This is a genomic window from bacterium, assembly GCA_024228115.1.
In the GTDB taxonomy this organism is placed as follows: domain Bacteria; phylum Myxococcota_A; class UBA9160; order UBA9160; family UBA6930.
On sequence record JAAETT010000175.1, the window covers coordinates 1 to 25,219 of the forward strand.

The 25,219-nt window shown below is 65.5% G+C and carries 20 protein-coding genes; 4 read left to right on the forward strand and 16 right to left on the reverse strand.

Annotated features, from left to right (window positions below; translation table 11 throughout):
- Positions 1 to 549 precede the first annotated feature (549 nt).
- Entirely contained in the window at positions 550 to 1,845 is a 1,296-nt protein-coding gene (locus tag GY937_08700) for a hypothetical protein (protein MCP5056786.1), read from the reverse strand.
- Between the two features lie 95 nt (positions 1,846 to 1,940).
- On the opposite strand from GY937_08700, the gene GY937_08705 reads away from it, so the two are divergent.
- Positions 1,941 to 2,306 carry an IS1595 family transposase gene (locus GY937_08705; GenBank protein MCP5056787.1) on the forward strand — a complete coding sequence of 122 codons (366 nt, stop codon included), beginning with the start codon at positions 1,941 to 1,943 and terminating at the stop codon, positions 2,304 to 2,306.
- Between the two features lie 108 nt (positions 2,307 to 2,414).
- Here the strand turns inward: GY937_08705 and GY937_08710 are convergent, their stop codons facing one another.
- From GY937_08710 to GY937_08750, 9 genes are all read right to left on the reverse strand, one after another.
- Positions 2,415 to 5,129 carry a hypothetical protein gene (locus GY937_08710; protein ID MCP5056788.1) on the reverse strand — a complete coding sequence of 905 codons (2,715 nt, stop codon included), beginning with the start codon at positions 5,127 to 5,129 and terminating at the stop codon, positions 2,415 to 2,417.
- A gap of 77 nt (positions 5,130 to 5,206) precedes the next feature.
- Positions 5,207 to 5,797: a hypothetical protein gene (locus GY937_08715; protein MCP5056789.1), complete on the reverse strand. Its 591-nt coding sequence runs from the start codon at positions 5,795 to 5,797 to the stop codon at positions 5,207 to 5,209.
- Between the two features lie 366 nt (positions 5,798 to 6,163).
- Positions 6,164 to 7,849: a hypothetical protein gene (locus GY937_08720; GenBank protein MCP5056790.1), complete on the reverse strand. Its 1,686-nt coding sequence runs from the start codon at positions 7,847 to 7,849 to the stop codon at positions 6,164 to 6,166.
- 26 nt (positions 7,850 to 7,875) lie between these two features.
- On the reverse strand, positions 7,876 to 9,021 hold the full coding sequence (locus tag GY937_08725) for a response regulator (protein MCP5056791.1): 1,146 nt from the start codon (positions 9,019 to 9,021) through the stop codon (positions 7,876 to 7,878).
- Positions 9,022 to 9,630: 609 nt separating this feature from the next.
- Positions 9,631 to 10,182 (reverse strand): DUF1232 domain-containing protein, encoded by a 552-nt coding sequence (locus GY937_08730; GenBank protein ID MCP5056792.1) that lies wholly within the window; start codon positions 10,180 to 10,182, stop codon positions 9,631 to 9,633.
- 44 nt (positions 10,183 to 10,226) lie between these two features.
- Positions 10,227 to 11,576 carry a glutamate--cysteine ligase gene (locus GY937_08735; GenBank protein MCP5056793.1) on the reverse strand — a complete coding sequence of 450 codons (1,350 nt, stop codon included), beginning with the start codon at positions 11,574 to 11,576 and terminating at the stop codon, positions 10,227 to 10,229.
- A complete protein-coding gene (locus tag GY937_08740) occupies positions 11,573 to 12,169 on the reverse strand; it encodes a DUF84 family protein (GenBank protein ID MCP5056794.1) in 597 nt (198 codons plus the stop codon). The genes GY937_08735 and GY937_08740 overlap by 4 nt, the downstream gene beginning before the upstream one ends.
- Positions 12,166 to 12,591: a hypothetical protein gene (locus GY937_08745; GenBank protein ID MCP5056795.1), complete on the reverse strand. Its 426-nt coding sequence runs from the start codon at positions 12,589 to 12,591 to the stop codon at positions 12,166 to 12,168. The genes GY937_08740 and GY937_08745 overlap by 4 nt, the downstream gene beginning before the upstream one ends.
- 86 nt (positions 12,592 to 12,677) lie before the next feature.
- Positions 12,678 to 13,979, reverse strand: a complete 1,302-nt coding sequence (locus tag GY937_08750) for a M23 family metallopeptidase (protein ID MCP5056796.1) — start codon at positions 13,977 to 13,979, stop codon at positions 12,678 to 12,680.
- A gap of 211 nt (positions 13,980 to 14,190) precedes the next feature.
- Here GY937_08750 and GY937_08755 point away from each other — a divergent pair, with 211 nt between their 5' ends.
- Positions 14,191 to 15,672: a M20/M25/M40 family metallo-hydrolase gene (locus tag GY937_08755; protein MCP5056797.1), complete on the forward strand. Its 1,482-nt coding sequence runs from the start codon at positions 14,191 to 14,193 to the stop codon at positions 15,670 to 15,672.
- A 1-nt stretch (position 15,673) separates the two neighbouring features.
- On the opposite strand, the gene GY937_08760 is transcribed toward GY937_08755, so the two are convergent.
- The 4 genes from GY937_08760 to GY937_08775 form a co-directional block, all read right to left on the reverse strand.
- Complete coding sequence (locus GY937_08760; protein MCP5056798.1) at positions 15,674 to 16,990, reverse strand: aminotransferase class I/II-fold pyridoxal phosphate-dependent enzyme; 1,317 nt, start codon at positions 16,988 to 16,990, stop codon at positions 15,674 to 15,676.
- 63 nt (positions 16,991 to 17,053) lie between these two features.
- On the reverse strand, positions 17,054 to 17,527 hold the full coding sequence (locus GY937_08765) for a GNAT family N-acetyltransferase (GenBank protein MCP5056799.1): 474 nt from the start codon (positions 17,525 to 17,527) through the stop codon (positions 17,054 to 17,056).
- Entirely contained in the window at positions 17,524 to 18,513 is a 990-nt protein-coding gene (locus GY937_08770; protein ID MCP5056800.1) for a hypothetical protein, read from the reverse strand. The genes GY937_08765 and GY937_08770 overlap by 4 nt, the downstream gene beginning before the upstream one ends.
- 2 nt (positions 18,514 to 18,515) lie before the next feature.
- A complete protein-coding gene (locus tag GY937_08775; protein MCP5056801.1) occupies positions 18,516 to 20,078 on the reverse strand; it encodes an FAD-dependent thymidylate synthase in 1,563 nt (520 codons plus the stop codon).
- Between the two features lie 367 nt (positions 20,079 to 20,445).
- Here GY937_08775 and GY937_08780 point away from each other — a divergent pair, with 367 nt between their 5' ends.
- A complete protein-coding gene (locus tag GY937_08780) occupies positions 20,446 to 22,263 on the forward strand; it encodes a hypothetical protein (protein ID MCP5056802.1) in 1,818 nt (605 codons plus the stop codon).
- 50 nt (positions 22,264 to 22,313) lie between these two features.
- Positions 22,314 to 23,711 (forward strand): sigma-54-dependent Fis family transcriptional regulator, encoded by a 1,398-nt coding sequence (locus GY937_08785; GenBank protein ID MCP5056803.1) that lies wholly within the window; start codon positions 22,314 to 22,316, stop codon positions 23,709 to 23,711.
- Positions 23,712 to 23,763: 52 nt separating this feature from the next.
- Here the strand turns inward: GY937_08785 and GY937_08790 are convergent, their stop codons facing one another.
- Positions 23,764 to 24,297, reverse strand: a complete 534-nt coding sequence (locus tag GY937_08790) for a DUF4124 domain-containing protein (protein MCP5056804.1) — start codon at positions 24,295 to 24,297, stop codon at positions 23,764 to 23,766.
- Entirely contained in the window at positions 24,294 to 25,193 is a 900-nt protein-coding gene (locus GY937_08795) for a DUF4124 domain-containing protein (protein ID MCP5056805.1), read from the reverse strand. Before GY937_08795 ends, GY937_08790 begins: the two co-directional genes overlap by 4 nt.
- Positions 25,194 to 25,219: the final 26 nt, after the last annotated feature.

Sequence of the window (25,219 nt, forward strand, 5' to 3'; positions counted from 1 at the left end):
CGCATCGGTCGGAGCGGATGATCCGCCGGAATCCGGTCTTCCAGCGCTACGTAGCTGAACATCGAACCCTGCTCTCGATCGCTTCCCCGCATTCCCTCTACCCCCGCCTCTTTTCTACCATTTGAAGGAGTGAAGCACGGGGTTTTTCAGCACCCTGCTAGGGGCTTGGGACGGTGATTCTGCGACGAGCCGATTCGCGGATCGATCGAACTGAACGATATCGGGGTTTCCAGGGGAGGCATGGCGATGGCGACGCGAACCGTGACCATCTGTCAGCGACGGAAGCGTGAACGGACGACTTCGATCCCGACCGGATTCACTCCGAGGTGCGCGCTCACGGCAGATCGCGCCCGGTACGAAGCTGGCAAAGGCACGCCGGTGTGGGTTCTCTCGCACCTCCCGACTCCCATCTCCGCCCCGCCCAGCGGCGCCGTCGCGAGGGAAGGAGCTACGAAAGGCACCGCCTTACGTGCGAGGCCAAGACCCAGACCCCCCGACTCTAGAGAGAGCCGAGGGCGTCTGATCTCCCTCCGAGCGGTCGCGCCCCGCTCAGGCCGCGGCGCGCCGCCTACGGCCTCGCAGCCAGAGGATCGGCGGGAGGATCAGTGCCACCTCGGATCCGAGCCCGCAACGCAGGCCGCGATTCAAGAAGAAGACGTCCGGCTCGTTCGCGGCTGCGTAGTCGGCCGTCAGGTACTCCGCATAGCGGAGATCCCAGGCCACGTGTCGCTTGAAGAACGAGACGGTGTACAAGTTCTGGATGCGCGTGGCCTCGCTCAGCGGATAGGCCGGGGGTACGCAGGTCTCGAGGTAGGGGTCGACGAGGGCGCCGGCTCCGATCGCGGGCCAGGCTTCGATCGGAAGCCCGAGGCCCAGGATCACGTCCGCGATATCGCAGATATTGGCAAAGTGAGAGTGGGTCGGGCCGTCGATGTCGGCGCGGTAGGCGAACTTGCTCCCGACGGTGTTGTAGGGGCGGATCGAGTTCGGATCGATCGGGACGACCGTGTCGTTGGTTCCACCGAGCACCATCACGGGGACCTTGACCGCCTCGAGTTCGGCGTCGCTGAACGCCGACTGAACGCCAGAGACAGGGAGAACGGCTCGCACGCGCTCATCCGGGGCCACGGGTCCAAAGGTGGTGCCGCTGAACCCCGCGGCCATCGCCAGGGCGGTGTAGCCACCGAAGGAGTGGCCGGTCACGCCGATCGCAAAGGGGTTGATACTGAAGAAAATGGGATCGGCGGGGTCGAAGCTGCGATCCAGCATCGTGTCGATGACGAAGGAGACGTCCTTCGGACGATCGGTGATGGTGTCCTCGTAGGGGAGGTCATCCGGGCCGTCGAAGGTGGTATTGCCCACGTGGTTCGGCGAGGCAACGACGAAGCCGTGACTCGCCAGGGCCTCCATCAGGGCGGCGGACTGGATGTTGATGCTCCCCGAGCCGTGGGAGAAGACCACAAGGGGGAAGAAGGAGTGATCGCTGACCGGCGCGTCGTCGAAAGCCACGGAAGAGGTCAGGCCGAGCGACAAGCCGCCTAAGTTCATTAGCTCGTAGAAGGTCTGGGGGCCGCCCGCGTCCTCGGGATCGACGGGATACCAGATTTCGACGGGCAGGGCGCGGTCGCCCCGATCGCTGTCCACGGCGACAAAGGCCGAGTGGCCGACCCCATAGGGCCCGAGTTCGTCTGGGGCCGGGGCGGGGCCTCGGTCGCCCCCGCGGGAGAAGGCAGACGCGCTAAGCGGTAGGACCAGCGCAGCAACCACGCAGAAGAGCATCGTGAACCGTGAAAAGACGTTGGTCGATGGGGCGGCGTGCTGTCCGGCAATCAGGTGCAGGTACATGTCGGCTCCTCCTGATGCTCTCTGTCTATCACACGGGCAGGCGGCGAATCAAGCGGGTTCCCGGGTGAACCGAATGGGAGGCCCGCTCGCGCGCGGTGCTGACCTCGCTTGTGAAGGGTGTGATTTCGCCGCAGGAAGCCACCGTTCATACCGACGCCTGGATTGCCTACATGGCGCTCGGGAAGCTGGGAATCGACCATCGCTCTCGCAAGAGCGGACACGGGCGCCAGGCGCTGGACGGCCTGCCGTGGGCCCACACCGTCTTCGGCAACCTCAAGCCGTGGCTCCGCGAAACCTTCCACGGGGTCAGCCCGAAGCACCTTCAACGCTACTTGGACGAGTTCGTGTTCCGCTTCGACCAGCGCTGGAAGGAAGCCGAGCTCTTCCCCCGCGTTCTGCACTGCGCGATCGGCGCGGAACCCTTCCCCTACCACCGTCTGACAGCGGAGCGAACCGGATAGGCAGAGGAACTCCTATCCTCTCAACGGTTCGTGGCTCAAGACCCTACCGGGGTCGCTCGTCGCTGCCTCGCGCGCTCCCTCCGGGGGTGCGGCTAGCGGCCGTGAGCGCTACTCCAGCACGGTGTAGAGCGCTTCCGGGCTGAGTTGGATGGTCGTGCTCCCGGCTCGGATGCGCCGCACCGCGCCCTTGCGCGCGTAGCCATGCACGTCGAGCACGGTCGCCTTTCGCAGGCGTGTCGCTCCGCGCAGCGTGACCTTCGCATCGAGTAGGCGGACCAGCGTCGGCGGACCGCCGAGGTCGGTGATCCGGCCGCCGGCAGCGACCTTCCAGCCGGACGGCCGCTCCTCGGTCATTGTCTGGACGAGCACGCGCTTGGAGGACGACAAAGGCTCGTCGTCGAGGGAGATGACGAGAATGGTCCCGAACTCCGTTGCGCTCTCGATGACGACGTCGCCGAGTTCGATGCGGCCGGCCTTCGCGAGGAACCCCGTGATGCCCTGAGCGCGCGCTGTATCGATGGTGACGAAGCCGACCCCGTAGTCCCAGCGCAGCGACCCATCGAGACTGCGGACACGCTCGGCCTTGCGATCGATGTACTTCGGCAGATCGTAGGATTGCAGCGCCGCGACGCCCTTCGCTGCCCACTTGCGCACGACGCGGCCTACGAACGGGGCGAGCGGATCGAGCGCGTTCGACGGCGCCGCCTTCCCCGCCGCACCCGCTGGAACGTCTCGCTTGCGCAGCTCGTCGAGCTGCGCCGCCGTCGCGCCGGCAGTGCCGCGGAAGTCGAGCTGGGACTCGAGGTCGACGCTCTCGTGATGGACCCACCCGGCCGCTTCGGCGACATCTCCGCGACGGAACAGCAGCGCCGCAGCCGGCGACTGCCCGAGCACCGATGGAACGCTGTACGCGAACTTCGCGCTCGCCGAGCCCCACGCCGGTCCGTTGACCGCGAACTGGAAGTAACCGTCCACTCCCTGCAGCGCGCCATACGCTGCGAGCAGCGGCGCGAACTCCGCGCGGAAGCGGTTCGGACTCGGCCAGCCGATCTCGCTGACGATGTGCGGGCGGCCGTCGAACTCGGTCACCACGAACGGGAGCTGCCCCGGCTCCAGGACCGCCGCGCGATCCGAGTACGTGTGGCCGACGCGCACGGAGTGGCTCGCGCCCTCGCCCTCATGACGTCCGCCGAAGTAGCCGTGCTGATCGAGGATGTCCCCGGCTGCGTACGTGTAGCGCTCGAGCGCGTCGAGCACCGGCGGGTCGGCGGTGTGCCAGTTGCCGCAGCTCACGAGGCTCTTTACACCGAGGTCCTCGCGCAGGTAGCGGACCGTGCGTTCGTAGTACCCGCGCTGGAGCTCGACGAGGAACCGGAGCTGTTCGCTGGCGCGGCGGCGTGCATCGCCTTCGCCGTGTCCGCGCCCGGTCAGGTTCCAGATCGGCAGCAGGCCCGCACGAGCGGCCCTGAGATCGTCCCGTTCGTGAGACGCGGACCCGAACCGGCGTAGCGCCTTCTTCAGCGCGCCGTGCCGCTCTTCCAACCATGCGGCGAAGCGCTCCTCGAGCACCTTCGTCTGCGCGGGCGGGATCGTCTCCATCGGCTTGAACGTCCAGAACAGCAGGCTGTCCTCGTTCTGGATCTCGACGCTCGCAACTGCCGGGTCCTTCCCCAGTGCGATGCCGGTGTGCGGGTTCCGGGTCGTGAGCAGTGTGCGCGCCCACGCACGGTGGATCTGCTGCATGCGCGGATCGAAGAACAGGAGCCCGAACGGCGTCTTGTTCTTCGACTCGCCGTAGCCCGCGATGCCGTACGTCGGACGGATGCGGAACCAGAGCGGGAAGTGGAAGGAGAGGCTCGTGTAGATGCCCTCCTCCTTCAGCGCAGCCACGAAGAAGTGCACGCGTTCGAGATAGGCGGCGTCCACGGTCGTGGGATCGGCAGCGCTCTGATCGAAGATGGGCCCGTGGATGCGGACCGCGTTGACACCAACCTTCGCGAGACGCCGGGCGAGATAGCGGACCGACCCGTCGTCCAGCCGCACGATCCCGGGGCCGACGGTGACGCCCCAGAAACGCACGGGACGTCCGTCGCCGAGCACCAGGGACGCACCTTCTCGCCGGACGAACCCGCTCTTCCCGGCCTGATCCTCGTTGAGCTGCGAGAGGTCGAGCAGGGCGTCGTCGGTGAACGCGTCCGGAGCGGGTTCGACTCCCCACCAACCCTTGGGCGCGCGCCCCGAGCTCTCGCCCGGCTGCAGCCGGCCGCGCGGCACGAACACTCCAGGCGTGAGGACGAACGCATCGAAGCCCGCGGTGGCCGCCTCGCCTTCCTCGGCGAGGAGTCGCAGCTCGAACGTGTGCGTACCGGCCTTCAGCTCGACCCGCCCGAGATGGACCCAGTTCGCGACCAGGTGCGTGCGGATAGGCGTGCTGTCGGCGAGCGCGATGTCCCGACCGCACGTCTGCCACGCGTCCTTCCCGAAGCGCCAGCGGAACGGGCCGTGTTTCCAGAACTTGCGCGTCCAGAGGGCGTACTCGCCGGCCTGTGGCACGCGTACTCGATACCGCGCGAACAGCTCGTCCTTCCCGCGGTCACCGGATGCGCTGAGCCAGTCGCCTGCAGAGAGCACTTCCTCACGCTTCTCGGGGAAGGTCTCCGCGGCAAACCAGGAGGTGTCGGGGAAGTTGGTCTCGGCGGTCGCCTCACCTTCCCACCACACGAAGGACGGCTCCGCTCCGCATGCGGGCGGTGGCCCGGTCAGGGTGAGGACCGCCGTCGCGACGACGACGAGGCGCGCTACCAGGCGGCGGAGGACGAGCATCGGGGAACGCTAGCCCTCCCGTACGCCGCAGGCACTCGCCCTGCTCCGAGGGACCGCCGCCTGCGGGAGTGGCGGAGCTACTCCACGCGGAAGCCGTCGGCGCTGCGGTCCCGCAGCGGGTTGCTCGAGGGGAGCGTGAGCGTCTTCGCATCCAGGCCCGGGTCGTCGCCGTAGCGTCCGTCCTTCTCGCGCGTCGGAAGCGTCGGTCGATGGTCTTCGGGTCCTGCGGCGTCGGTCGCGAACCAGGCGTTCTGCTGGAATACGAATGTCTCCGGCGCAGTGTTCGGCCCGACGTTCACGAAGCGGTGCAGCTCACTCTGTGCGAAGACGATGAGGTTGCGTTCGATGCGCCCGTTCCGGCAGGGGACGAAGCGCTCCGCGACGCTCTCCTGCAGAATGCGGAACACCCACCAGCGCGGTCGGTGGAACGTGTTCTGACGGACGATGGCGCCGTCCACGCCGACGAACGCGATGAAGGTCTCGCTCTCGCTGAAGCGGCATCCCTCCACGGTCAGGTTCCTCGCCTCGTAAGCGGCGTCGGTCGGTCGGAACCAGGTGAGACCTGTGCTTCCCCCGAGGTTCACGGCGCGCGAGCCGGCACGGTCGAACCGGCAGGAGCGGATCACGATCGGGTTGTCCGACGTGCCCGTGAGTCCGTCGAGGGTCAAGCCGCCGCGGTACCGCCAATGGGTTGCATCGTTGGCGATGAATCTTCGTTTTCCCCGGTGGGACTTGTCGAGTGCCCCCCTTATCGGACATGGATCCCCTGTTGGAACTCCTCTGCCTATCCTCCCGGATCGTGCGACGCGACCTCCCCGTCTTCGCTGCTATTCCCGCCTCAGCACGGGTCGAGGCACCATGAGGCCGTGCTCGACGAGATCCTCGAAGAGCGCGTCGTCTCCGGTCGAGGACGCAGAACCCCCCGAGGCGTCAAGCGAAAGATGAGCAGCTTCCCACTGCGAAGCTCACTCGAGCCCTACCGGCCAAGCCGGCCAGAAATCACTGTGAGGATCGCAAATTGAACAGTGTTCGGCCTAGAGCGGCTCCGTGAAGGGCGCATCCTCCCACAGGAGCTGCAGGAAGGTCCCGATGAAGAATGCCATGAAGGTCATCAGCAGCACGGCCGTGGGAAAGGCGTAGAGGGGGCCTATGCCAAGAACCCGCGGCAGCTCGCCGGCAAAGGGCTGAAGATCGCCTGCCAGAACCTCGATCGGTGTTCCGGTCAGGTTCGCGCCCCAGTTGCGCGCGGCCATCAGGGGGCCGAGCAGGCTCGTGACCATCAGCCCGAAGCCCGAAGACAAGACGAGGCCGAGCAGGAAGATCCCACGAGCGCGGGCGAAGGCTTCGTTCGGATTGCCGAGCCTGCGCTGCACCTCCACATAGATGTAGAGGAGCGTGACCGTGCCGAGCAAGGCGACTGTCGTGAGAATGTAGACAGGCGCTTGCTCAGCCAGATCCCAGACTTCGTCGATCAGGAACACGGGCAGATAGCCGACGATGATTCCAGCCCCGATACGAGGCACGGATGCGTGGAAGAGGAGCAGATCCTTTCGCCACATGAAACGATAGGCGAGGAACCAGATCGCCGTGGCCAATACCAGCCCCACCTCGAGCGAGGCCAGCAGGTCCAGGGCACGCGGCCAGCGATCGTAGGCGAATATTGCAGCCAGGAACGGCAGCGAAGGAATCGTCAGAGCCAAGGCATAGTTGCGGGCGCTATGACGAGAGAGCACACGATCTCCATCGTCGTCCGCACGGACCAAGGCGTCCGTGTGATAGAGCATCGCGGCCGCATGGTGGATGTCGTACTGCCGCAGGAACCAATGCTCGAGGCGCTTCAGGATTCGCGCACTATCGCGGCTTCGCCTGCGCAGGAATGGCGTGAGATCCCGACCGAGATCCACCCGGGTCGCGCCCCGCAGGCGTATCGCCCCGAGAACTTCGGTTTCGCGATCGGCGAAAGGAGAGCTTCCGGTCTCGAACGCGCGGTTGTCTTCGTCGAGACAGACTTCGTCCAGCCAACGGATGAACGCGAACTCAGCGGCTCCGACGAGCTGGGGATCGATGCGCTCGGCCTCGCCCGACGCCAATGCATAGATGAAGGCGGTGTCGTAGGGATCCGCCGAACGTTCAGGGTCGAGACTACCGTCTCGATAACCCGCAAGGAATTCGGGGCGCACGTGCGCCTCCATGACAGTGAGCAGCGATTTCCAGACCAGTTTTCGCCAATGAAAGCGCGCCACCCGCAGGCGTGGGTGCTGTGCGAGAGCCTTGTCATGGATGAATCGCAGGGCGATCAGCGAAAAAACGGCCACGTCTTCGCTCGCGCGCAGTAACGGCGCGGAATTCTCGGAAGCGGCGAGCCCCCTGAGCAGCTCGGCCAGGCTGGCGGGCAACGCCGACAGCAAGCGTAGAACCAACTCCTCGGAATCCCTTTTCACGGCGCGGTCCGCGAGCAATGCGGGCTGGCTCCATAGATCCTCGAAGCGAAGGTAGAGCTCGGCCGGATCGTGGCGAGCGACATGGAAGGAGAACGTTTCGGGAAATGCGTTCTCGAAACCCTCCCCCGCATCCCGCTCGAAACGCACCTCCCGCGCATGGAATGCGTAGGTACAGCGGTAGAGCGTCCGCAGCCGTTCGATCCGAAACGCGATGCGCGGGATCGCGATCCGCCGCTCGGCCGTCGCTTCCGGTTCGTTAGGCGGATCCGATTGATTCATCGGCTGACGGGTACCCGGATGCCGCGTCAGAGGACGGGCTGCTTCGGGTTCTCTCCGGTTTCGTAGTAGGCCTCGACGCGTTGAGCGAGCTCGCGGACGCGAACGGGCAATCGATCCGGGCTCGGCCAGCGGGATGTAGCGACGCGCATCCGATCCAGGAGAGGCTGGGCCTCGGGATAGTCTTCTCGGGCCAGGACGTCGTCCACGGCCATCCAGTATTCGATGGCCGTGAGCGTACGTAGAGTCCGCTCCTCGAGCTCACTCATGCCGGGCGATGCGACCCCAGTGCCCTTTACCAACTCCGCCAGGGACCCGAGCCCGTCTCGCGCCTGGCGCAGGGGCCCACGCAATTCACCCTCGGTCGTGGTGAGACATTCGATGATCTCCTCGAATCGACGCTTCAACGGCTCGTGGGAGATCTCGCGACCAAGGATCACCTGACCCAGCTCGCGGCCATCGGAGCTGAGCAGGGGATGCATCGTGACCCGCAGCTTCACTGCATCGCCACTCGGCAGCTCCACCTCCTCGTAGCTCACATTCTCATCCTGGCGGATCCGAATGACCGCACCACCGATCATGGTCAGGGCATCGGGCCGCAAAACGTCTTCGAGCCGGCGTCCGTGGGGATCGTCCTTGATACCGAGGTATCCACGTGCAGGCGCGTTCACAGCGCGCACGATGCCGTTGGCATCCACGGCCAGTGCACCGGTATCGAGCTGATCCATCACCGCCTGCAAGAACGAATTCGAATCCCGCAGATCCCCCACCAGGCGCTCGTTCTCCTCGGCGAGTGCGTAGTGCTCGACCGCCCGCCGAACGATCTGCTTCAGATCGTCCGGCTCCCAGGGCTTGGTGATATAGGCATAGACGTGGCCATCGTTGATCGAGCCGATGATCGCGTCCATGTCCGCGAAGCCCGTCAGGATGATCCGGACAGTGGTCGGATGGCGCTCGAAAACCTTGGCGAGAAACTCGACACCGGTCATCTCCGGCATCCGCTGATCCGAGATCACGACCGCGACCGAATCCTCCCGCTCCAGTAACTCCAACGCATTCGCGGCCGACGAGCTGGTGAGCACGTCGTAATCATCCTCGAACGAAAACGTCATCGTCTCGAGGATGGCTTCCTCGTCGTCAACGATGAGGATTCGAGGACGGGAGGCTTCGGACATCGGGGGGTAGGTTAGCTGTCTTGGTGGGGGGCCGCTTTGCTTCTCGGTGTGGATCGCGGGGCGGGGGGCGGCCATCGCGGAATGGCTCGGCTGGGGCCTGGGAGGCCGCGTTCGAGTTGGACGCGGGTTCGCTTGCGCGGCTATCGCCGCTAGCGAACGAGCACACGTCCAACCAACGAGATGCCTGCGCTTTATTTCCGCGCTGACCGCCCCCCGCCCCGCGATTTGTGTGGGAGAGGTACCTGGGCGAATTGCCACCGAGGGATTTTTTGGGTGGAGGCAACGCCAACGTTGGTGGCGGCAAGCGCCCCCCGCGCCACCTCCACCATTCCCTCTTCATGAGCTGGGAGCATCGATCACAGAACCACCGCCAGATCCGGCGTCCATCTGCCAACGCCCCGAGCGCCGGTCCCGGGCGCAGGCCGGGCGGAAATGAAGCGCAGGCATAGGTCCCGTTCGGCGTGCGCGTAGGTTGCCCGCGGCGAAAGCCGCGAAGGGCAACACCCCGTCCAGCCCTATACGCGGCCACCCGAACCTCGGCCGAGCCATTCCGCCCGGCCTGTGCCCGGGACCGGCGACTACCAGGCCGTCATGAGAAGCGAAGCGGCCCTACCGGGCGGCGCGAGCCTCGGCCCTCTCTTCCCTGTCCTGGATTTTGCGCCGCAGCTCTTTCCTCTTCGCTTCGAGCTTGGGTGCCAGGCGAGCTTTGGCCGTATCGGTCCAGAAGCGCTGCTCACTGCCCTCGCGGAAAGCCTTGAACTTCCGGTAGCCCCAGAGCTCGTGCTCGAGATCGTCCTCGACAAACTTGATCATGATCGCGTCGTCCAGAAAACCCACCAGCGGGACGTCATCGGGAATCACGTCCTTGGGGTTGTCGAAGTAGGCCAGCGCGGCAACCGCTCGACTGATCACGGCCTTCGGCGCCTTGTACTGAAGATCGTTGACCATCATCATCAGATCTTCGAGGGAGTCGATCGCATCGGAGACGAAGGTCGGAACCTTCGTGTTCACCCGAACCTCCTTGATCAGCTTCCGGACGCCCCTGGAGATCTTGGGCCAGTCTTCGGCGGAGGCATTCTTCTTGGCCGCCCGGTAGATCCGTTCGAAGTAGGCGGTATCCGACTCGTCCAGCGTGAACGAAATTCTCATCTTGCGGGCCATGACGCCTCCTCGTAGAACGGCCGGCAGGCCGAAGCGCGACTCTATCAGTAACGCGCATACTCGATCAACCGCGGAACGGATCGCCCCCAGGCGCCCTCCCAGCGGTCCAGGATTTCTTCGCCCGGGCTGCGGCCCGCCTCGAGCTGGCTCAGAATCGGGTCCAGGTAGCCCCGTTCGTCTGGATCACGCCTTCCGGCGTGGCGGATCCGACGCAGGCCCTCGGACGAGAGGGCGACGAGCTCCTTGGCGAGCTCCAGGACAGGGCGCCCGCCCACCTCGGCGCCCAGGCCCCGCCGGGCGACGTCTTCGAGGCCCATCAGCCGCTCGGCAGCCGTATGGCTGCGTACCAGATCCCACGCTCCCGCCAGGGCATCCGCGTCATACAGCAAGCCCTTCCACAAGGCGGGAAGAGCGCAGATCAAGCCAGCGGGGACCGCATCCGTGCCGCGCACCTCGATCACCCGCTTCAGACGGACCTCGGGGAAGAGCGTCGTCAGATGGAGGTTCCAATCGTCGACGGTGGCCCGATGGCCCTCCAGGCCCCGCTGCATGAATTCCCGGAAGGTGGTTCCCGATGCGGGCAGGTAGTTGCCATCGCGCACGATGAAGAACAGGGGGATATCGAGCGCCCACTCGACGTAGCGCTCGTAGCCGAAACCCTCTTCGAACACGAAAGGCAAGAGACCACAGCGATCTGGATCCGTATGGCGCCAGATGTGCACCCGTCGCGACGCAAAACCGCTGGCCTTGCCGCCGGCAATCGACGAGTTGGCGAAGATGGCCGACACGATCGAAGAAACACCGAGCGCCGTGCGGAGCTTTCGCACCATGTCTTCTTCGTCTGCAAAATCCATGTTGGCCTGCACCGTCGCCGTCAGATGCATCATGTGCAGCGGCAGATCCGCGCGGGTCGGAAGGTATTCGCGCATGATCCGATAGCGCGCCTTCGGCATGCGCGGAATGTCCTCGACCTCATGAAGCGGGTTGATGCCGAGAGAGAGCCAGACCACCCCGCGAGGCCCGGAAACATTGCGCACCAGCTCGAGATGACCGTGGAACTCGGAACAGGTTTCGTGAATGGTGCGAAGCGGCGCCCCGGAAAGTTCCAGCTGTCCGCCCGGCTCGAGGGTGATACTCGCACCATCTTTCGCGAGGGCGATCAGATTCGGCCCTTCGTAGATCCGGTCCCAGTCGTCCTCCCTGGCCATCGCCTCGAGAATCGATCCAATCCCGCGCTCACCTTCGTAGGGCACGGGCTGGTAGCTCTCGGCAAGCAGCCCGATCTTCTCGTGCTCGGTGCCGACCTTCCATTCCTCGGGAGGCTTCTCACCACCGCGAATGAACTCGGTCAGCTGGTCTTTGGATTCGATGGGCAGGTTGGAAGCGTCACTCACGGTTCAGCCCCGGGCGCATAGAGTTCGGGATGGAGCCAGGAAACGAGTGCACAGAGTACGGCGTGGCGGGTGTATTCGGCACGCGTGAGAACGCCGGCACTCAATTTTCCGACGTTACCCGTGGAAAGAGCGGAAGATTCTCGTCCGCCGCCCGGATGATGCTCGCGCCAGAGCTTGTCGAACACGTCCCCGATGGGTTCGCCGCCCTCGACTGCGGGCGGGATGCACGCCGGGGGATACGAGAAGCCCGAAGACAATCCAATGCTCGCATGCCCGGCATCCAGCAACGCCGCGCAGCCGATGTTGAGCCAGCCAGCGCCCTCGATCTCCACCAGCCCGTCTTCGTAGCCGACCGCGAGATCGCAGGCGCCGCTCTCGCGTGCCGCCTGGGCCCGGTTGCGTGCCCCCCGCTGGATCTCCGGGAGGCCGCAGGGCTGCTCGGCGACACCACTGGCCACTTCAGCGCCCAGGATTTCGGCATCCGGGCAGTAGGCAGCCAGGGCCATCCGTACGCCCTCGAGCTTCGGAGGGTTCATCGAGCCAACGCGTACCCGCCGAAGACCAGCGAGCCGCCCCAAGGCGGGGCCGCTCACGGCGTGGCGGCCTCCTCGAGAAACGACTCCAAGAACACGGCCACTGCCTCATTGATCTCGGCACTCGCATCCCAGGAGAAGGATTGGCAGGGCCCCTCGGTCTTTCCGGTGCGGAACGGGCCGACCAACGTGATCTCGCCTTTGGCCTTTACGATGAACAAAGCGCGGAAGCGCCCACGGGCCACCTGGAACTCGACGGAACGGACGTGTTTCTCGTCGGGATGAACCGGACCGAGCGTCACCTGGAGGTGCGGTGCACCTGCGATGGCCTGGGCATAACCCTTCAAGCCCTCATCGACCCGTGTACGCAACGCGGTGGCGCGCTTGAGGGCCTCATCCAGGTCGCGTTTGTGCTCTTCTTCGCGCTGCGCCAGGGCAAGGCCCTTGGCTGCGAGACGCTCCCGCAAATGAGATGCCGGCATGGCGGTATCCTGGCACAGAGCGGGCGCGGCTGCGCGGCGGAACGTCCTGCCGGATTGCGAGGCTACCGGGGGGCTGCCGCGACGGGCTACATCGCCTCGTTCGTGACGGCCATGAGCGGCGGCGGATCCAGCTCGCGCAGGAGTGCATCGCGGGTCGCATGGAAGCGGGCCATGGCTTCAGCAGGAATCGGCTTCGCCGGAGGCGTTTGCAGGGTCGCCGGGTTGAGATAGCGGCCGTGCTGCTTGAGCCGGAAATCGAGGTGCGGCCCGGTCGAAAGACCCGTCGAACCCACGTAGCCGATGATCTGCTTTTGCTGCACCTGTGCACCCACCGGCAGGTTCGACGCAAAGCGGGAGAGGTGCCCGTAGTAGGACTCGTAGCCGTTGGAATGGCGAACCTTGACCAGCTTGCCGAAGCCGCCCTGGACACCGCGGAAGATCACCTTGCCCGAAGCCACCGACCAGACCGGCGTACCCGTCGGTGCGGCGTAGTCGATCCCCTGATGCGGACGGCGCACCTTGAGGATCGGGTGCAAGCGACCCATCGTGTAACGCGAGCTGATTCTCCGATACTTGAGTGGCGCACGCAGGAACTGGCGTTCCACCGAGGAGCCATCAGGCCGGTAGTAGCCCTCCAGCTCGCCGGCACTCCCATACCCGATGGCGTGAAAATCGCCGCCGGCATTCGAGTAGCGAGCGGCCAGGATCCGGCCCGGACCGATGTAGACCTCAGCGCCCGCGTCGGTCTCCAGGAAGCGCCGCTCGTAAAGGATCGAGAACTCGTCACCGCGCTGAACGCTTCGCGAGAAATCGACGTCCCAGGCAAAGATGTCGGCGAAATCGCTGGCCAGCTCAGTGGCCTCACCAAGGGCGCTGACGGATTCGTACAGGCTGCTTGCCACGACGCCGGCGATGCGCGCATGACGCGTCTCGATCTCGGCCTCGATGCGGGCCGCCACGAACGTCTCGCCCTCGGCGTTCAGCTCATAGCGCTCGAGCACCGAGCGATCGTAATTGAATTGAACCAACGCGCCGCGCTCGTCCTGGGCCAGGCGGAAGTGATCACCCGGCCGCGCGTAGCGGAAATCGAAGACCGGGAGCATGCCCGAATCGATCTGATGAATGACGAGCCAATCGACCTTGTTGCGACGAAGCGCAGCGGAAAGGGTCTCGGCCTGGGCGAGCTCCCCTTCAGTGATGGTCAGGGCGGGATCGGGGACGACAGGCGAAGCGGGCGCCGTCACAGCCGGCTCGGGCACGACCGCGGCGGCGGTCGGCACGCTCACGGACGTGCGCCCGGTGTGCAACAGCACGACGACCAGCAACAGACCGAAACCGGTCAGCACTGCGGCAAGAATCTCCGGCCGTCGCACCTCGCGCAGGTTCATCAAATCTCCTGGTCTCTCTTCATCGTCCGCTGCAGCGGGTCGGTTTGTGACGGGTGGCCCCGGCCTCGGCGGGGCTCGCGTTTCCCTGATTCCTCATCGACCGGCAGGCACTCATGCTAGATAGTTCCTTTTCCCGGTAGTGCGTGTGCCCGTCATCACAAATCACTTCACTCAATCTCAAGCCCCGGGGCGACCCCGGATCCGGACCCGCGTGTTCCGAGCGCGCGTGTTGTGGGTGGGGGGAATCCTCTTCGCCTGGCTCTGGGCCTCAGGGCTAGGGTGCTCAGGTTTCGCTGGCCCGACCGGGCAGGAGCATGCCGATGTTGCTCCAAGTGCGCGAGGGGGGGCAGTAGAGCTCCTTTCACGTGTTCTTCAGTTTGACACCACGAATCCCCCGGGGAACGAAGGGCCCCTGGCGCGGTTCCTTTCGGACTGGGCAGGGAGCCGGGGAATCGAAGCCCGGGTCATCGATCTTCACGGCCCGTCGGAGTCGGCTGCTGTCCCCGCGGGGCGGGCCGCGTTCTGGGCGCGGATCCCGGGAACGGGCAAGGCGGGGGGCGCGATCATCCTGCTCTCCCATCTCGATGTGGTGCCTGTCGATCCCGCCGACAGCGCCGGCTGGGGCGGGATCGATCCCTTCGGCGGGGTCGTATACGACGGCAATGTGATCGGGCGTGGCGCCCTGGATGCCAAGGGTGCCCTGGTCGTGCATCTCGCCGCGGCTTTGCGGCTAGCGGGCCGCAAGAAGCCTCTCGGGCGGGATGTCATCGTCCTCTCGACTCCCGACGAAGAGCTTGGTGGCCTGGAAGGCGCGGCGCGGGTGCTGCGGGAACAACCAGAGCTCGTGGCCGGAGCGGCCTACCTGCTGACCATTGGGGGTGGGATCACCGTTGGCCCAAGTGGCATCGGGGCCGCACCGGGGCTCTGGGAGATCGGCGTTGCGGAGAAGACGCCCTGCTGGCTCGAGCTACGTGCGCGGGGGACAGCCGGGCATGGTGCAGGCGGCAGCCAGGATTCCGCCGTCGATCGTCTGCTCGGGGCCCTCGAGCGCATTCGGGACCTGCCGCGGCCCGTCCGGGTCGTCCCCGAGGTCGCGACCCTCTTCGCAGGCCTGGCGCCGAGGGCAAGCGCGGAGGATCGGGCGGGGTTTGCCGATCTCGACGCCGCCCTGCGAGACGACGCCGGCTTCCGCCAGCGCTTCCTTGCCGACCCGGCGCGAGCTGCGCTGGTTCGCGACACCTTCGCGATCACGACGTTGCGCGGTAGCCGCCAGATCAACGTGATCCCCGGTGAGGCCGTGGCGGGGGTCGATGCCCGATTGCTTCCGGACGAAAGCTGCGCAGATTTCGCCGAAGCCACGCGGCGCGCGGCCAACGACCCGGACATCCAGGTGGACGTCCGCTTCACGTATGCGAATCGCGCCTCCCCCTCGGAGACACCTCTCATGGACGCAATCCGACGCGTCGCGGCGCGGGTCGACCCGGGCTCGCTCGTCGTCCCGCGTGTCGGCACCGGCGCCAGCGATGCCCACTGGTTCCGCGAGCACGGCATCGTCGCCTACGGCTTCATTCCTCGCCGGCTTCGGCCCGTCGAGGGCCGGCGGATTCACGGGTCCGGCGAACGCATCAGCAAGGCCAACCTCCGGTTCGGAACCGAGGTTCTCGTCTCACTCCTCGAAGAGCTCGACCGCTAGTTCAGTCCTCGCGGAGCTGCTGAATGGCTTGGTGGATGGTCTCGAAGAGAGGTTCGATTTCTTCCAGCTCCAGACAGCTGAAGGCCACGCGCAGATCTCGCTTGCCGGTTGCGATCAATCCGGTGCCATGGGCATCGAGCAGGTGGACGCGCAAGGGCTCGGCGTCGACCCCTTTGACGTCGAGGCACATGAAGTAGCCGCTGTTGAACGGGTAGACGTCCCAGCTCTCGCGGAAGCGCGGCGCATTGGCGACTTCGTAGACCATCTCGGCCCGCGCACGCAGGATCTCGCATTTCTGTTTGCGCTCTTCGTCGATGGACGACGAGGCCAACGATTCCTCCACGAGCGTCTGCGAGAGCATCGGGCTGTTCGAGATACTGCCGCGAATGGCACCGCGGATCTTTGCGTCTAGCACCTGGCATGCCGCGTCGGCAGTCTCTTCGCGCCCCGGACCGAACGTGAGGAAGCCGCAACGCAAGCCCCAGACGAAGAGTTCCTTCGTCGCGCCGTCGAGGCGAATCGCCAGGAGGTTCGGGTGGATGCCGACCAGGCGACCGAACAGGGATTCGGTCATCGAAGGCCCGCCCAGATGATAGAAGAGGCCGAAGTAGGCGTCGTCGAGCAACACCACCAGCTTCGTGCCGCGTTCGGCCTGGGCCGATAGTGCAGCGACGATGGCTTCGCCCTCGGCCTCGGTGGGCATGTAGCCGGTCGGGTTGTTCGGAAAGTTGAGCAACACGATGAGCTTCTCGCGGCCCTGGGCTTCGCGTTCGAGCGCTTCGGCGAAGCCGGTCGTGTTGAAGCCGGTCTCCGAGTAGAACGGATAGGTCGCGATCTCGGCGCCGAGCCGCACCTCATAGCCAAGCCGATAGTTGCCCCACAGTTTGTCGGGCAAGACGATGCGATCGCCCGGAGCAATGAACAGATCTCCGACCAGACTGAGCCCATGGGTGAGCGCACTCGTGACGATCGGCAGACCGAAGGCCTTGCCCTCGAGGCACGGGTTCTCCGCTCGCTGCTTCTCTTGCCAGCGCTTTCGAAGCTCCGGACGGCCACCACCGCCCGCGTAGGTGTAGGCATCGTCGGGCGCGATATCGACGAGATGCCGGTGCACCGAAGGCAGGTGCATCGCTTGCCCACCTTCGGTGGCGATGCCGATCGTCGCGTTGAAACGGTGGCCTTTGGCCTTGGCTTCCGCCGATTGCGAGAGGATGCCCTTCGGAAAATAGAGCCGGCGTCCGAGCGGCGAGAGCATCGCCAGTACCTCGGGCGCAGCCGCTTCCAGGCTCGCGTTCAGCTCGCGGGCGAGCGGGTTCAGCGATTCGTCTTTGGGAGGCTGGGGGGCAGACATGGTTCTCCTCGGCCCCGAAACGGTACCGACTCAGAGCTGGCGTTCCAGCACGACCGTAACCGGCTCGAAGCCGAGCGCCTCCCAGAACGCCTGGCCCTCTGGATTGTCCCGTGCCACCTCGAGCTCTACTCGGGTGGCACCGGCCAGACGCAGCCAACCAAAGGCCGCCTCCACCAGGGCACGGCCGAGGCCGCTCCTCCGCACCTCGGGCAGCACATACAGATGCTCCACGTGCCCTCGCAGCGATTCAGCGAAGAACGCCGGCCTGCGCGCCAGGGCCACGCTGATCAAGCCCACCGGCTGGCCCTCTTCCTCGGCCACGAAGACCTTGCCATCGGGATGCCCGAGGTAATCCGCCAACAACGAGGCCGGTGCCCCGCCGGCAGCGGCTGCGGCGTAGCGTGGATGGTCGCCGTGGTGAGCCAGAAGCCCCGCCAACAGCTCGCCCAACGCCCCGCGCTCCTCGACCCGGGCCGGACGGATCGGCCCGGCGGGCTGGCTCACGGCTTCAGCTGACCTTCGCGCAGCATCTTCCGCAGGTCGCTCATCGATTTGCCTTCCTCCACGAAGAGCCGCTCCATCTTGCGAGCCAGATTCTGGAGGATCACCTGATACGTGGAGCGTTCCTTGTCGCTGCCGAGCGTTTCCTTGAGGCGTTGCTCGAAGGCAGCGCGCAACGCGAAGCGATCATCCTGGGTAAGCGAGCCATCCTTGACCTTGGCGCGATACCAGTTCTCGTCATGCTCACCGGGCAGGCTGGTCAGTTGCCCCGCCAACATGCGGTTGAGCCGTTCGCCCGAAGCCGCCGTGTCCATGAGGGACTTGCCGGAACTTCCGACGGAACGGGTCGAGCCGGAGCGGGTCAGGTGGAAGGTCCCCGCACGAGCGCCTCCATCGCGCTCGAAGCGCCCTCGCAGGATGTTGCCTCCATCCTCGATCGTTTCCGTTTCGAAGATCGTGCTGCCTTCCATCGATTCGGTAGAACCGCTGCCCATGACATCATCGCGAATGAATTTCGGCAGATCGCCGTTCATCTCGATCGTCCAGGTTTCCTGGAAGGTCACCACGTTCAGCGAGCGGTAGCCCCGTTGGCGCTTCGCAGAGCTCCAGCCTTCGGCGGGCGAACCCCTCAGCGTCTTCGTTCTCGAGCCACGTTGATTGATGGCCAGACCTTCGCGGATCTCGCTCAGCTGAGCGGCATTCGGCTCCCAGTAGTGGAGCACGCGGGAGTTCCTGCCACTGCTGTTGTCGAAGCGGCCCTCCTTTTCGGCGAAGACCACGATCGGATAGTCGGACCAGGCCAACCGGCTGCCTTCGGTCTTGAAGATCCAGATGCGATCCTCCCAGCGCTCGGTGTCCGGGTTGTTCGTCATCTTGTCCTTGTAGTGGACGAGCACGTGCCAGGTACCGAGCAGGTCCGTGGGCTCGGCAGCCACGGGCGCGGCAAGCGCCAGCGCCGCGATGAAGGCCACGATCAACTTGACGCGCATCGTCAGATCCTCCGCTCGATGTCCGGAAAACTCCGCCACACGGGAACTCCGCAGAAATGGCTGCCTTCGGTGCAGCGCGGGCGGACGAGCCCGGTGCGTACGGAGCAGGGCGGACCGACATGATCCATCAGGTCTGGATGCACGTCGCGCACCTGGGCGATCTCGTCCATCGAGGCTTCGAAGATCTCTCGCTGGGCATTCAAGCAGGTGCGCATCGTCCATTTGTGCAGCAGGTGAAGCAGGCTGCCCGATTCCTCGAAACGCAGGGCGAGGGCGTTTGGCAAAACGTAGAGGGCGAATTCCGGTTCCACTCCGAGGGCGTGCAGCTGCCGCCTTGCCTCCCAGGAGGCCTCGACGCTCTCACGAAAGACGGCGTGGCAGGCCGGATCCTCGGCGATTAGTTCCGGCTCGATGACATCCGGCCTGTCCGGAACGTTGAAGAGCAGTAGCGGTCGGGAGCCAGGCACCATGCGATGCCGTTGGTCCTGGGAATCGGCCGTATGCGAGAGCTTCTTGCGGAACGTGTAGTGGGCGTGGGCGAGCGCGCGCATCACTGGAGAGTGAGCGGAGACGTTCAGGCGGTCGAGGCGGTAACGATTCTTCGCCGGGTCGAGTGCGAGGGCGAGGGCGGAAGCATCGTCCAGATCCGATTCGCCGAGCACCGAGCGCACGGCATCGGCCACGACTCGCGGTGCACGGGCACCCCAGTCGACGAGCCTCGCACTCCGCCCGTCGAGAGATTTATCGAAAGCCTCGAGACCTGCCAGATCCGCTTGCCCGCGCTGCCGGCCCGCGAACTCGATGATCTCATCCTCTTCGAGCGGACCCTCCCCGATCGCATCGATGAAATTCGGATCGAGCTTGCGCACTTCCTCGACCATCCGGCCGACGACGCGACGCGCTTCGGTAGGCGCATCACAAGCCGCGGCCATGCGACGCAACCGGTGCAAGGTGATACCGCTGATCGTGTAGACCATCGCCGTATGGCAAGCGACCGGGATGACATAACGTGCCGTCTCGATCGCCTTCTTCTCGGCCTCCTTGGCCACGCTTCGGCCGAAAGCCTTCGATGCCCGGTCGGGCAGGCGCCAGAGATCGGAAAGGATCGCGGAGGTACGCGGCACGAGCAGCCGCGTCAGCTCAGCATAGGCACCCCAAGCATCTCGGATCGACTGCTCGTAGACGTCGCGCGCCTCGCCGGCCAACGCATCGGGCACGTGGGCACACGGTTCCCCGAGTTTCACGTAGCGCTGGCTCTGCTGCTCCGTGTTGTAGAAGGGGAATGCATGCAGCAACGACCAGACCAGTTGACGGGAGATCCCCGAAAGCTCGAACTCGAACGTGGCATGGGTATACACCGTGTGGTGTCCACCTTGATAGGTGAGTGGACCTATGCGTTCGCGCTGGCCAGGGGTGATCTCATCGGGCCGAATTACGCGGGGCGAATAGCAGGTACGCGCAGCAGCGATCGCGTCGTCGTAGGGCGCGTCGAAACAATTGCGCAGTCGGATCTCCGGCCCGCCGTCCTGCACGGCCTCCGTTACTCGGCCTCGAAGCTCTGCCACGTCCTCCCCCATCCCACCGAAACCGCTCGAAGGCGCCCATCAGCTGGCCCACCCGATCCTGGCCGGGAGATTCTAGCCCGCGAAGACCCCGCCGTCGGAGGTGGAAAACTTGGGAGTCGTGTGTGAACTCCCGGTCACAGTGGAGAAAGGTTTTCCCACTTGGACACCCGCCGGGCGCGAAAGTGGCGCCAACGCATGTTCCGAAGCCTCATGCATTTCGGTAATTTTCCTTGAAATTCCATAGACTTGACGGTGTTGTTGCGTATCTCTCGGGATTGAGATTCGTTTGGCACGCGGCTTGCCAATTTATTTCTGACCGGCCAGGGGCGAGGTTCGCTCCCGGGCCGGCTATGGCGCGAGGTTGGTCTTGATCTGGGTCGTCCATCCCGATCCCCGCATCCAACGTTTCCTGGCTCGCCTGCTCGGCGAGACAGAGGCGCTATGTGGCGATGTGGGCGAGCCGAGCTTCGACGGAACCGTCGCCCCGCGCGCCATCGTGCTCGGCGTAGTCGATCCAGCGCCCGCACTGGAGTTCGCCCAGCGAGCCAGCGCAAAGCATCCGCGAGCGCGCTGGGTTCTGGTTCGGGATCCGGCGCTCGACGACGGAGAGCTGGCGCGGCTCTTCTCGGGCCTCGATGCGGCGCGACTCGCCTACCCCCCGGAACCGGCCGCTCTGCGTGCCGCCCTACGCCCGGGCGCCACGGACGAGGCCGGCGAGACCCTCCCGGAGAGGCGTCAGCGCGAGGCAATTCGCAGCCGCTTCGCCCGCTACTTCCAAGGATTGGCTTTGCCGGAGCCCGATCGTGTGCAGCGTGCCGGGCGCGGGCTGCTGGTCCGGGGCGAACGAGGCACGGGGCGGCTGCTCTTCGCCCGCGCGGCCCATCTCCTGGCGGGCGGCGAGAACTTCGTCCACCTGGCCTGTGATGAAACGACGGATGCCGCCGGCTTGGCCACCCGGATTCTCACCGCCGGAGAGGCACGCAGCCTCACCCTCTGTCTGGAGGATCTCGACCGGGTGGGCCCCGCGACCCAACGCGAACTGCTTGGCTGGGTGGAACTCGGAACTCCGGGTGCTCCCGTCCCGCCGGATTCGGTCCGCTGGATCGCTCTGGTTTCCGAGCATGGTGCGCTCTTGCCGGACCTCGTCGACGGCCTCGCGGCCCTCGAAGTCCATCTTCCTCCCCTTCGGGATCGCGGCAATTCGGTGCCCACGTTCGTGCGGGAAACAGCGAAGCAGTGGGCCAACGACCGCGGGCTCGAGCGACGCTTCTCCGAGCCGGCAGTGCAACTCCTCGCCGCTCAGCCTTGGCCCGGAAACCTGCGGGAGCTCGAAGCCGTGGTGTTGCGGCTGCTTTCCAGCGTCGTTGGCCCGACCGTCGAGGCCGAGCACGTATCCGAGCGACTGGGCCCACCCCCGCGGATGCCGACGGCTCCTGAGCACGTGAACGAACCGCTCCCGCTCCCAAAGGTCGAACCGCCCGCTTCCCAACCTTCGAACCTCGAACCCGCTTCCTCCTCCTCTGATTCAGGGGAGCCGCCTGAGGATCTCCAGGGCCTGATCGATTGTCTCGCCCATGAACTGCGGAACCCGCTGGTTTCGATTCATACCTCGGCCCAGCTGTTGCCCGAGCGCTTCGCCGACCCGGAGTTCCGGGGCCGTTATCACCAGGAGGTGCAGGCCGATGTCGAACGGCTTCGAGACCATCTTGGGCGCCTGACGCGCTTCGCCGAGCTTCGCGCGCCCCAGCCGGCGCCCCTCGACGTGACCGCATTGCTGGATCGCATGCTCGCGCAGCGACGAGAGGCGATCCAGAAGCGGCGCCTGTTGGTGCTACGTGAGCTCGAGGGCGACCTCCCGATGGCCATCGTCGACGAAGATGCGCTCGTATTCGTGCTCGAGTGCCTGCTCGACCGGATCGTGCGCCAGAGTTCGGAACGGGCAGATCTCTACCTGGCCTCCCGCCATCACCGAGGCAATGATGGCAAGACGAGCCTGCGCATCCTGTTCCGCTACCACGACGGCATCGCTAGCGGCGAACTCTCCGCCGCACGCCATTCTCTATGCCTGTGGCTGGCCAAAGCTGCGTTGGCGCGCGGGGCGGGCACGCTGGACATCGATGCGGGCCGGGGCGAAGAAACCGTGGTGACGATCGAGCTTCCGGCACCCGCCAAGCCATCGGATTGATGATCGGGCGCCCGGCGCCCGGGACGGCCGCCAACCGCTAGCTTCAGGGCATGCCCCGCGTGCTGGTCGTCGATGATGAGACAGGCGTCCGCGAATCCTTGCGCATGCTGCTGAAGGACGAATGCGAGGTGGTGACGGCGGACGGCGCGGACGCCGGCCTGCGCGCCATGGCCGAGCTTCCGATGGACCTGGTGCTGCTCGATCTGGTCATGCCCGGCAAGAGCGGGCTGGCCTTCCTGGAAGAGCTATCGGAGCAGGCAGGCGCACCACCGGTCGTCGTACTGACGGCGACCAAGACGGTGACGACGGCAGTCGAGGCCATGAAGCTCGGCGCAGCCGACTATGTGACCAAGCCCTACGAAATCGACGCCCTGCGCATCAAGGTGCGCCAACTGCTCCAACATCGCGCACTCGAACGCGAGGTCGTGCGGCTGACCGATGAACTCGATCAACGCACCCGGATCGGCGATCTGATCGGGCGCAGCGATGCCATGCGAGAAGTATTTCGTAGCATCGAACGTCTGGCGCGTTCGCCCGCGACCGTGCTCATCGAAGGCGAGAGCGGCACGGGGAAAGAGCTTGCCGCGCGAGCCTTGCACGATCTCTCACCGCGGGCGAGCGGTCCTTTCGTACCCGTGAATTGCGCAGCCATTCCTGACACGTTGATGGAAAGCGAACTCTTCGGTCATGAGCGCGGCGCGTTCACCGACGCCAGAGATCGGCGTATCGGCAAGTTCGAAGCCGCTTCGGGTGGAACACTCTTCCTCGACGAAATCGGCGAACTCGCTCCCGGCCCTCAGGCCAAGCTGCTGCGCGCCCTGCAGGAGCGGGTGATCGAGCGCGTGGGCGGAAGCCAGACGATCGAAGTCGATGCGCGCATCCTCGCGGCCACGAACCGGAACCTCGAACGCGAAGTTCAGGAGGGACGCTTCCGCGAAGACCTCTACTACCGCATCCACGTCGTGCCCCTGGTGTTGCCGCCCCTTCGCGAGCGTCGCGAAGACGTCAAGCTCCTCGCCGAGCGCTTCCTCAAGACCGCACGCGAGCGCGATGGTCGCGGCCCGGCGCGCATCGAACGGGATGCCCAGCTCGCACTCGAGCGTCACCGCTGGCCCGGAAACGTCCGCGAACTCGAGAACGTCATCGAGCGCGCCGTGACCCTCTGCGACGGCGAAGTCCTGCAACGAGAAGACCTGCCGGAAGCGCTGGCTCGCGGCGCCCATACGGAAACGCTTCGAGAACGGCTCCAGAGCGGTCAGCTCTCCCTCGAAAACACCGTCGCCAGCTTCGAGCAGGAGTTGCTTCGAGAAGCCCTCGACCGCAACGACTGGAACCAGACGCGCGCCGCCGAAGCACTAGGCCTGACCCGCCGCCTCCTCAAGATCAAAATGGACAAACACGGCCTGACCAAGAACAAGTCAACCGGCGGGGACGGGGTTTACAATTGACTTTTCGGAGAAAAGTCAATTGTAAACCCCGTCCCCGCCGGTTGACTTGTTGCTAGCGGATCCAGCCTGGTAGGCAGCCGGAACGGCGGCATTCTTCTTCGAGGCCTTCGGCGAGGTATTGGGATACCTGGTCGTGGGCTTGTTCGAGTTGCTCGAATTCTCCCTGGACGTCTTCGCACTTGATCGTGCGGCGGCGACCGAGATCGTCGGTCCTGTAGAGCGTGCTGCCGCGATTGCACCAGCCAATGGCCTTCTTCAATCCGGGCAGGCGGGCTTCGAGGGCAGCGAGCTGCTGCTGCGCTTGGAGTTTCTTACCCCGCCAGCGGGCAGCGTTGGCATCCTCGGTCGCGGCGGTCTCGGCCCTGGCCGCGGGAACCCTTCGCGAACGGCCCGATGCGGGCGCTGGAATGGCTTGGATCTCGCGCTTGGACTCGTGCTTCTTTGCGCCGGGACATTGGGAGGCGTCTCCGGTGAACCGCACGGTTCCGTCCGGGCCGGTGCAGCGGTAGATCTCGGTGTTCGCGGGGCTTGCAAGAGCCAGCCCCGTCAGCAACGCCAGCATGCCTAGCGTACGGTAGACGCTCATCCATCCCTCCAGCCCTGGGGAACCCCGGCACGATCGGCCGCGACGTCGAGCTCCTCGAGCGAGTCTTCAAGCGCGGCCAGGCGCTGGGCCAGCTCTTCGCGTCGGCTCTCGCGGAAGAAATGGTTGTCGGCGATGTAGGCCTCGAGGGTCTCGATCTTGCCGTTCAGTTCGGCGAAACGGCCCCGCCACTGGGTTTCACTCACACCGCCACGAACCCGGTCGTTGGGCCGCAGGCTGATCACCTGGGCGCCGGGATCGATCTGGAAGGTGAAATTATTGAAGAAGGTTCCGCCGAGCAGCCCGATCTGCATGCTGTCGCTGATCGACCCTCGAACCCCTTCGACACGGGCGTCGCCCACTTGCACCGAATCGAGGTTGACGATCGGATGACTCACCACGCCGTTGGCCGTCTGGTAGAGCGCGGTCGGGGTATCAGGGCCGACGAGGATACCTGCACTTCGCGCGACCGAAGCGGGAATCGTGACATCGCTGGCACCGGTATCCACGACGAACGGCGCCGTGACCCGGTCGTTCAACCGTACCATCACCATCATTGCGCCTTGCTGCTGCTCGTATCGAATGTGGACGAGCCCTCGACCTGACGGTTTGCGCGCTCTCCGGTGCGATGCAGCCGGTGCCCCCTTCGAATAGGTCTGCACGCGGCTCGGCGCAGCGGCATCCGCCTCTGTCCTGGCCGAGGGGCGTTGTCCCACGGGAACCTGGGAGAGATCCTGGGTGAAGTGGATCTGGCCCTGAGCATCGGTCCAGCGATAGATCTCCGCAGTGGCAGCACTGGCCAAGACGACCAGGGCAAGGAGAACCAGGGCGGGGCGCATTCCCATCGGATCGGCTTGCGGACCGACCGCCTTGACCGGCAGATGAGCAGCGCTTGGCATGCATTTTCGCGGGTGCAAACGCCGGA